The 8,487-nt window shown below is 71.0% G+C and carries 9 protein-coding genes; 6 read left to right on the plus strand and 3 right to left on the minus strand.

Features of this window, described 5'->3' with window-relative positions:
* The first annotated feature begins 319 nt into the window (after window positions 1-319).
* From L0P92_RS38995 to L0P92_RS39015, 5 genes are all read left to right on the plus strand, one after another.
* Window positions 320-1,141 (plus strand): heme ABC transporter ATP-binding protein, encoded by an 822-nt coding sequence (locus L0P92_RS38995; protein WP_234767874.1) that lies wholly within the window; start codon window positions 320-322, stop codon window positions 1,139-1,141.
* A gap of 128 nt (window positions 1,142-1,269) precedes the next feature.
* A complete protein-coding gene (efeO, locus tag L0P92_RS39000) occupies window positions 1,270-2,427 on the plus strand; it encodes an iron uptake system protein EfeO (protein WP_234767875.1) in 1,158 nt (385 codons plus the stop codon).
* 32 nt (window positions 2,428-2,459) lie between these two features.
* Window positions 2,460-3,719 carry an iron uptake transporter deferrochelatase/peroxidase subunit gene (gene efeB, locus L0P92_RS39005; RefSeq protein WP_234767876.1) on the plus strand — a complete coding sequence of 420 codons (1,260 nt, stop codon included), beginning with the start codon at window positions 2,460-2,462 and terminating at the stop codon, window positions 3,717-3,719.
* 6 nt (window positions 3,720-3,725) lie between these two features.
* A complete protein-coding gene (gene efeU / locus L0P92_RS39010; RefSeq protein WP_234767877.1) occupies window positions 3,726-4,598 on the plus strand; it encodes an iron uptake transporter permease EfeU in 873 nt (290 codons plus the stop codon).
* Complete coding sequence (locus tag L0P92_RS39015) at window positions 4,558-5,550, plus strand: SCO2278 family lipoprotein (protein ID WP_234767878.1); 993 nt, start codon at window positions 4,558-4,560, stop codon at window positions 5,548-5,550. Before efeU ends, L0P92_RS39015 begins: the two co-directional genes overlap by 41 nt.
* Before the next feature lie 42 nt (window positions 5,551-5,592).
* On the opposite strand, the gene L0P92_RS39020 is transcribed toward L0P92_RS39015, so the two are convergent.
* Together L0P92_RS39020 and L0P92_RS39025 are read right to left on the minus strand one after the other, a co-directional pair.
* On the minus strand, window positions 5,593-6,324 hold the full coding sequence (locus L0P92_RS39020; protein ID WP_234767879.1) for a bifunctional DNA primase/polymerase: 732 nt from the start codon (window positions 6,322-6,324) through the stop codon (window positions 5,593-5,595).
* A gap of 156 nt (window positions 6,325-6,480) precedes the next feature.
* Complete coding sequence (locus L0P92_RS39025; protein ID WP_234767880.1) at window positions 6,481-7,119, minus strand: TetR/AcrR family transcriptional regulator; 639 nt, start codon at window positions 7,117-7,119, stop codon at window positions 6,481-6,483.
* Between the two features lie 121 nt (window positions 7,120-7,240).
* On the opposite strand from L0P92_RS39025, the gene L0P92_RS39030 reads away from it, so the two are divergent.
* Window positions 7,241-7,438: a DUF6243 family protein gene (locus L0P92_RS39030; RefSeq protein ID WP_234767881.1), complete on the plus strand. Its 198-nt coding sequence runs from the start codon at window positions 7,241-7,243 to the stop codon at window positions 7,436-7,438.
* Here L0P92_RS39030 and L0P92_RS39035 read toward each other — a convergent pair.
* Window positions 7,435-8,439, minus strand: coding sequence for a small ribosomal subunit Rsm22 family protein (locus L0P92_RS39035; RefSeq protein WP_234767882.1), 1,005 nt, complete (start codon window positions 8,437-8,439; stop codon window positions 7,435-7,437). The genes L0P92_RS39030 and L0P92_RS39035 overlap by 4 nt on opposite strands.
* Between the last annotated feature and the right edge of the window lie 48 nt (window positions 8,440-8,487).

An 8,487-nucleotide genomic window follows, 5' to 3' on the forward strand; every position in this document is an offset into this window, starting at 1 on the left:
GCGCGGCGGAGCCGCAAATTGATACAGCCCCGCGCCCCTGGGGGCGTGGGCGGGCCCGGCGACTACACGGACCGCCCGCTACGCGCCCCCGAGGGTTGTGTGCCGGGTGCGGGTGAGTGGGGGCTGGTCGCGCCCGCGCGGCGGAGCCGCAAATTGATACAGCCCCGCGCCCCTGGGGACGTGGGCGGACCCGGCGACTACACCGGCCCGTCCCTTTCCAGCCCTCCGCCACCCCTTCTCCGCCGCGACGGCGCTCAAGCTCCACGACCTGTTCGGCGGTGCCGAATTGTCCGCGACCAAGCCTTCAAGGAGCCCGTGTATGAGACTTCTCCGCTCGCACCCCACGCCCCCCTCGCCCGCTGTACCCGGCGACACTCTCGCCGAGGCGGCGGGGGTCCGGGTCCGGCTCGGGGCGCGGGAAGTGCTGCAAGGGGTATCCGTCACCGTCCGGGCCGGGGAGGTGCTCGCGCTCGTGGGGCCCAATGGGGCCGGGAAGTCGACGTTGTTGGGGGCGTTGGCCGCCGATCTGCCGGTCGCGGAGGGCGTCGTACGGATTCATGGCCGGCCGGCACACGAATGGACCGCTGCCGAACTCGCGCTGCGTCGGGCGGTGCTGCCGCAGTCGGCGGCGCTCTCCTTTCCCTTCACCGTGGAGGAGGTCGTGCGGATGGGGCGCGCGCCGCACGTGGCCGCCTCTCCCGCCGAGGACGACCTCGCCGTCGCCGAGGCGATGACCCTCACGGAGGTCACCGAGTTCGCCGTACGGGCCTTCTCGGCGCTCAGTGGCGGTGAGCGGGCGAGGGTCGCGCTCGCTCGGGTGCTCGCTCAGCGGGCGCCGTTGTTGCTGCTCGACGAGCCCACGGCCGCGCTCGACCTGAAGCATCAGGAACTGGTGCTGCGAGTGTGCCGGGAGCGGGCGCGGGCCGGGGACGCGGTGGTGGTCGTGCTGCATGACTTGGGGCTCGCGGCGGCGTACGCGCACCGGGTCGCGATTCTGCACACCGGGCGGGTCGCGGCGGACGGGCCGCCGGGCGAGGTGTTCTCCGAGCGGTTGCTGTCGGAGGTCTACCAACAACCCGTCGACGTGCTTTCGCATCCTCGAACGGGAGCGCTCCTGGTGACCCCGCGGCGCAACCTTTGACTCTCCTTTGACCCCAGCATGGGGGCGTTTTTGGCCACTTAGGCGATCCTTATGTGCGTTAGGTGAGCCTCACCTTCCTGCCTTGTGAGGCCCGTCACGCACACTTTCCGCCATCCCCTGGAGCCTTCATGCGACCCGCCAGACTCTCCGCCGTCGCCGCTGCCGCCACCGTGGCGGCCCTGACCGCCGTCACGGGGTGCACCGAGAAGGGCAGCTCGACGGGTGGCGAACGGGTCGTCAACGTGACGTCGACGGACGACAAGTGCGAGGTGTCGAAGAAGGAGTTCCCGGCGGGCCACGTCGAACTCGCCATCGAGAACAAGGGCTCCAAGGTCACCGAGGTCTACATCCTCTTCCCGGACGACCGCATCGTCACCGAGCGGGAGAACATAGGCCCCGGCACCAAACAGACCGTCACCGCCGAGGTGAAGGCGGGCGACTACACCATCGCCTGCAAGCCGGGCATGAAGGGCGACGGCATCCGGCAGACCGTCAAGGCCACCGGCAAGGGCGCGCCCGCCAAGCGCGACCCGCGGCTGGACAAGGCCGTGGCCGCCTACCGGGAGTACGTGCAGACGCAGGCCGACGAGACGCTGCCGAAGGCGGAGGCGTTCGCCAAGGCCGTCAAGGACGGTGACATCGAGGCCGCCAAGAAGGCCTACGCCCCCTCCCGCATCGGCTGGGAGCGCACCGAGCCGGTCGCGGAGTCCTTCGGCGACATCGACCCCAAGGTCGACGTCCGCGAGGACGGCCTGGCGGCCGGCCAGGACCCGGCCACGGACTGGACCGGCTGGCACCGGCTGGAGAAGGCCCTCTGGCAGGACAAGAAGATCGGTGACCGGGAGAAGCAGCTCGCCGACCAGCTCATCACCGACCTGAAGGACTGGCAGAAGCGGGTCGGCAAGGCCGAGATCACCCCGACCTCCATGGCCAACGGCGCCAAGGAACTCCTCGACGAGGTCGCCACCGGCAAGGTCACCGGCGAGGAGGAGCGCTACTCGCACACCGACCTCGTCGACTTCAAGGCCAACGTCGAGGGGGCGGAGAAGGCGTACGAGCTGCTCAAGGCGGTCGCCAAGGAGAACGACCCCGCCCTTGTCACCGAACTCGACAAGCAGTTCGGCGCGCTGAACACACTGCTCGACAAGTACCGGGCGGACAAGTCGTCGTACGACTTCACCTCGTACGACAAGGTCGGCGACGCCGACCAGAAGGAGCTGTCGGACGGCGTCAACTCGCTCGCGGAGCCGCTGTCCAAGCTCGCCGCCGCCGTCGTCGTCAAGTGAGGCGGTCGTCAAGTGAGGCAGGGGACCCGGGCATGACCGAAGCACCTGAAACCACTCCCTCCCGCCGTGCGCTGATCGGCTGGGGCGGTGCCGGGCTCGCGCTCGGTGCCGTCGCGGCCGGCGGTGCCGTGGCGATGGCCCGCACCGGTGACGACGTCGTTCCGGCCGCCGCCGGGACGGGCGCCGCGATCCCCTTCCACGGCGAGCGGCAGGCCGGCATCGCCACCCCGGTGCAGGACCGGCTGCACTTCGCCGCGTTCGACGTGAAGACCGACGACCGAGCCGAGTTCGTGCAGTTGCTGAAGGACTGGACGGCGGCCGCGCGCCGGATGACCGCCGGGCAGTCGGTGGGTGAGGGCGCGTACGGGGGTCTCGCCGAGGCTCCGCCGGACGACACCGGGGAGGCGCTGGGCCTGAAGCCCTCGCGGCTGACCCTCACCTTCGGGTTCGGCCCGTCGCTGTTCGAGAAGTACGGGGAGGCGTTCGGCATCGCGGACGCCCGGCCCGAAGCGCTCGCCGAGCTGCCGAAGTTCGCCGGGGACAATCTGGACAAGAACCGCAGCGGCGGCGATCTGTGCGTCCAGGCCTGCGCGGACGACCCGCAGGTCGCCGTGCACGCCATCCGCAACCTGGCCCGCATCGGCATGGGCAAGGTCGTCATCCGCTGGTCCCAGCTCGGGTTCGGGAAGACCTCGTCGACCACGCCCGAGGAGCAGACCCCGCGCAACCTCATGGGGTTCAAGGACGGGACCCGGAACATCGCCGGGACGGAGACGGACCGGCTGGAGAAGTTCGTGTGGGTGGGCGAGAAGGACGGCCCGGCTTGGATGGCCGGGGGCTCCTACCTCGTCGCTCGCCGCATCCGGATGCACATCGAGACCTGGGACCGCACCTCGCTGCAGGAGCAGGAGGACATCTTCGGCCGGGACAAGGGCGAGGGCGCCCCGGTCGGCAAGGCCAAGGAGCGCGACGAGCCGTTCCTGAAGGCGATGCTGCCCGACGCGCACGTCCGTCTCGCGCACCCCGACTCCAACGACGGGGCGACGATCCTGCGCCGCGGCTACTCCTTCACCGACGGCACCGACGGACTCGGCCGCCTGGACGCGGGCCTGTTCTTCCTCGCCTACCAGCGCGACCCGCGCACCGGGTTCATCCGCATCCAGCGCAACCTGGCCCTCGACGCGCTCAACGAGTACATCCAGCACGTGGGTTCGGCGCTGTTCGCCGTCCCGCCCGGCGTCCGCGACAAGGACGACTGGTGGGGCCGGACGCTGTTCGGAAAGGAGGCGTAAGGGCCCGTGTTCTCCAACTACCTGATCGGACTGCGCGAGGGCCTGGAGGCGTCGCTCGTCGTCTGCATCCTCATCGCCTACCTGGTGAAGACCGACCGCAGGGACGCGCTGCGGCCCATCTGGATCGGCATCGGTGTCGCGGTCGCCCTGGCGCTCGGCTTCGGCTGCGCGCTCGAATTCGGCTCGCAGGAGCTGACGTTCGAGGCGCAGGAGGCGCTCGGCGGCTCCCTGTCGCTGCTCGCGGTCGGCCTGGTGACCTGGATGGTGTTCTGGATGCGGCGCACCGCCCGGCATCTGAAGGCCGAGCTGCACGGCAAGCTGGACGCCGCCCTGCAGATGGGCACGGGCGCGCTGGTCGCGACCGCGTTCCTGGCGGTCGGCCGGGAGGGCCTGGAGACCGCCCTGTTCGTGTGGGCGTCGGTGCGCGCGGCCGGTGACGGCAGCCCGCGTCCGCTGGTCGGCGCCGCCCTCGGCATCCTCACCGCGATCGTCCTGGGCTGGCTGTTCTACCGCGGTGCCCTGCGCATCAACCTCGCCAGGTTCTTCACCTGGACCGGCGGCATGCTGGTCGTCGTGGCGGCGGGCGTGCTGGCGTACGGCTTCCACGACCTCCAGGAGGCGCGCTGGCTGCCGGGGCTGAGCGACCGCGCCTTCGACGTCAGCGACACCGTCGATCCGGCGAGTTGGTACGGCACGCTGCTGAAGGGCGTCTTCAACTTCCAGCCCGACCCGACCGTCCTCCAGGTCACGGTGTGGCTGCTGTACCTGATCCCGACGCTCGCGCTGTTCCTCGCCCCGGTAGGGTTCGCCTCCGGGAAGGGGAAGGTGAAGGAACCTGATGAGCAGGGATCGCGGCCCTCGAAAGCTCCGCAGGCTTGACCGGAGCGCACTGATAGCGGCATCGCTGACCGCTTTGTCGTTGACGGCAAGCGGATGCGTGGTGGTCCACGGGGAGCGGGAAGTACTCCCGTCGGCCACCAGGGCGGAGGCCGCCAAGGCCCTCCAGCAGTTCACCACCGCGTACAACGAGGCCGACAAGGCCTACGACAGTTCCCTGGACGCCGACCATGTCAGCGGCGCCCTCGGTGACATCGACGGGGCGCGGCTGAAGGCGGGCAAGGCGCTCAGCCCCGACGGCAACCCGGCGCACAGTCCGCTGAAGCTGTCGGACACCAAGTTCACGATCCCGAAGAAGGCGGGCTGGCCGCGCTGGTTCGTGGCCGACGCGGCCGCCAACAAGGGCGCCGCCGCCCGCTGGGTCTTCGTGTTCAGCCGGAACAGCCTGGCCGAGCCGTGGGAGGCGTCGTATCTGACGCTGATGGCCCCCGACGACGTACCGCGGTTCAAGACGGACAAGGACGGCTGGGCCGAGGCCGTTCCCGCGGACTCGGCCGAACTGGCCGTGGCACCCGAGGACTTGAGCAAGGACTACGTGACCTATCTCAAGGACGGCGGGAACACCTTCGCGGACGGCCGCCACACCAGCGGATGGCGTGCCAGCCGGGCCAAGGAGGCGGAACGGCCGGGACTGGTCCGGCAGTACATCGACGAGCCGCTGACGAGCGGTGACTACGCGCCGCTGGCGCTGCGCACCGAGGACGGCGGGGCGCTGGTGTTCTTCACCACCCGCCACTACGAGAAGGAGACGGCCCACACCGGTGCCGCCGTCCCCACCCCGGACAAGGCCGTGCTGGCGCTGACGACCGGTGAGATCAAGCAGTCGCTGACGGTGGAGATCGTCTCCAACGGGGCGGCTCTGGACCCGAAGGGCTCCGGCAAGGTGCAGGTCATCGGCCGGACCCAGGGCATGACGTCGGCGAAGGGCGAGTAGTCACCGCGGCCACGGTGGCTCGCTCGCCGCTCGCCCGGTGACTCAGTGGCGCAGGGGCCAGGCCGTGGAAGCGTGGTCGGGCTCCTCGCCGACATAGCGGGCGCAGGCGTCGGTGAGGGTTTCGAGGAGGCTGAGCGGGTCGGGCAGCGGGTGCTCCAGGCCGCGCACCCAGTGCACGGTCTGGCCCTCGCCGGGCAGCTGCGCGGGCGGTACGAGGACGTAGGACCCGCGGCAGTGCCAGCGCAGTCCCGGGTGCTCGTCCATGGTCTCGGGGTGGCAGTCCAGCTCGCAGGGCCACCACTCGTCCTCGTCCTCGGGGGTGCCGCGGGTGAGGGTGAAGAAGAGCAGCCGGCCGTCGTCGCTCTCGGCGACCGGGCCGACGTCGATGCCCGCGCCGAGCAGCCGCTCCAGCGCCTCGCGCCCGGCCTCGACCGGTACGTCCAGGACGTCGTGCACCATGCCGGTGGCGGTGATGAAGTTGGCCTGCGGCTGGTGCCGGGCCCACCGTTCGATCTGTCCTCTGTCGGTGGTGGACTGCGTCTGCCAGGCGAAGGACACCGGGTGCCGGGCCGGGGTGGGACAGCCGACGCGGTCGCAGGAACACCGGTAGCCGGCCGGGTGCGCGGCGGGCGCCAGGGGCAGTCCGGTCGCCGCGGCGGCGAGCAGCAGGTCCTCCCGGCCACCGTCGCCGGTGGTGTCCTTGGGGCGGCGTCCGCGCAGCCACTGGGAGAGTTTGCCCTGCAGGCCGGTCCGGCCGCCCAACTCCGCGCTCATCTATCCCCTCGCCTCGCTGTCGTGCGGAACAGCATGCCCTATGGTCCCACCATCGTGCGCTTCGGGGGGCCTTAGCGGACAACCGGGCCAGGTGGGGCGAGGTGTACACAGCACCTTGATCAGCGGTAATGGGATCCTTTGGCGGGATTTACGCCTTTACCGCGCGTGCGGGGCGATGCCGTGCAGGGCGTAGTCGACGAGGGTGTCGGTGTACTCGTAGCTGATCGGGCCCGTGTACTGGAGCCAGCGCTGGGCGAGCGGCGAGACCCAGAGTTCGAGGGCGATGCGCGGGTCGACCTCCTGGCGGACCTGGCCGGCCTCCTGGGCGGCGCGCACCCGGTCGACGTACAGCAGGAGCGAGGGTTCGAGCAGCTTGGTCATGCAGACCCGGCCGAGTTCCTCGTTGACCACGCCCTCGGCGGCCAGGGCGCGGGCCGGGACCGCGAAGCGGGGATCCTCGAGCTGGTCGACGGTGAGGCGCAGGACGGCCTTGAGGTCGGCGGCGAGGTCGCCGGTGTCGGGGATGGCGTACTCGTACTCCTGGCCGGCCTCCCGGGACGCCTGCTCGCTGAGGTCGAGGAAGGCCTCCAGCAGGACGTCCGCCTTCGAGGACCACCAGCGGTAGATCGTCTGCTTGCCGACGCCGGCGCGGGCGGCGATGCCCTCGATCGTGGTCCTGGGGTAGCCGACCTCCCCGACGAGGGCGAGAGCGGCGTCGTAGATGGCCCGACGGGACTTCTCGCTCCGGCGGGTGGAGTTGGGTGCGGGCTGCTGAGCGGACTTTTGAGCTGCCATGGCTTGAATTTATCAGGTTGACAAGACGGAGCGTCTCGCCGGATTCTGGATGGGTCGTTGGATCGAGACGATACGTCTCGTGTAGGGATGCGGATCCAGGAATACAGATAAGGAGCCCACCATGGCCCGAAGCGGCGGAAACATGCTCGGAGTCGGCGGTACCCGCCAGAACCTCGGCCGCAAGGCGCTGCGCGGCGGCGGTCGCAACGGCCGGATCGGCGGCGGCGTCGACCCCCAGGCCCAGAAGAAGGAACTGCTGCGCAAGCTCCAGGAGAAACAGCAGGGAGGAGGGGACGGCACGGCCGAAGAGTCCGCCTAGAGCTCCGGCTCCCGGTCCTCGGCCGGGGGCCAGGCGTCGCCCCAGTCCGTGTCGCGGGCCGCCTTGTAGAGGTCGCCGTGCCGTTTGGTGACCGTGGTGCGGCGCAGGGCCGGTTCGGTCTCGCACAGGTCGAGGAGGACCTGGCCCTTGCGGATCTGGGGTTTGCGGACGACGCGGGCGGGCGCCGGGGTGGCCGGGAGGCGGGTGGCGGCGACGTAGCTGAACTTCTCGTCCTCGTAGGCGAGGGAACCGCCCTTGATCTGACGGTGGAGCGAGGAACGGCTGACCCTGGCCGCGAAGTGGCACCAGTCCGTGCCGGGGACGATGGGGCAGGCGGCGCTGTGCGGGCAGGGGGCGGCGATGCGGAAGCCGGCGGCGACCAGGCGGTCGCGGGCCTCGATGACGCGGGCGTATCCGTCGGGGGTGCCGGGTTCGACGATGACGACGGTACGGGCGGCGGAGGCGACGGTGTCGAGGAGGGCGGTGCGGTCAGCGGCGGTGAGCTCGTTCAGGACGTAGGAGACGGTGACGAGGTCGGTGGGGTCCAGGGTGAGGGCCGAGCCGATACGGGCCCGCTGCCAGCGGACGTCCTCCAGCGCCGGGTTGGCCGCGGCGATCTCCCTGCCGGTCGCGAGGGCGGGCTCGGCCCAGTCCAGCACGGTGACGCTGCGCTCGCCGGGCCAGGTCGCGGTGACGGCCCAGGTCGCGGCGCCGGTCCCACCGCCGACGTCGATGTGCGAGCCGGGCGCCCAGTCCGGCACGGTCTCGGCGAACGCCTCCAGCGCCGCGTGGACCGCCTCGAAGGTGGCGGGCATGCGGTATGCGGCGTACGCGGCCACGTCGGCGCGGTCGCGGAGGATCGGGGTGTCGGTGGGGGTGGCCCCGCGGTAGCTGGCGATCAGCCGGTCGACGGCCTGAGCGGCCCGGCGGGGCGGGAGGCCGTCGAGGAGGGTGGCGAGACTGCTGCGCAGGGCATCTGCCGGGGATGCGGGGTCATTCACCCAGCGATTCTACGAGCCCCCGCCGCCCCTACCCGTCCCATCCCCAGG

Source organism: Streptomyces muensis, from assembly GCF_021474425.1.
Lineage (GTDB): Bacteria > Actinomycetota > Actinomycetes > Streptomycetales > Streptomycetaceae > Streptomyces > Streptomyces muensis.

Excerpts from the sequence above, each read along its gene's own strand:
- L0P92_RS38995 (WP_234767874.1), top strand. The coding sequence starts at position 320 with ATGAGACTTCTCCGCTCGCACCCCACGCCCCCCTCGCCCGCTGTACCC.
- efeO (WP_234767875.1), top strand. The coding sequence starts at position 1,270 with ATGCGACCCGCCAGACTCTCCGCCGTCGCCGCTGCCGCCACCGTGGCG.
- efeB (WP_234767876.1), top strand. The coding sequence starts at position 2,460 with ATGACCGAAGCACCTGAAACCACTCCCTCCCGCCGTGCGCTGATCGGC.
- L0P92_RS39015 (WP_234767878.1), top strand. The coding sequence starts at position 4,558 with ATGAGCAGGGATCGCGGCCCTCGAAAGCTCCGCAGGCTTGACCGGAGC.
- L0P92_RS39020 (WP_234767879.1), bottom strand. The coding sequence starts at position 6,324 with ATGAGCGCGGAGTTGGGCGGCCGGACCGGCCTGCAGGGCAAACTCTCC.
- L0P92_RS39025 (WP_234767880.1), bottom strand. The coding sequence starts at position 7,119 with ATGGCAGCTCAAAAGTCCGCTCAGCAGCCCGCACCCAACTCCACCCGC.
- L0P92_RS39030 (WP_234767881.1), top strand. The coding sequence starts at position 7,241 with ATGGCCCGAAGCGGCGGAAACATGCTCGGAGTCGGCGGTACCCGCCAG.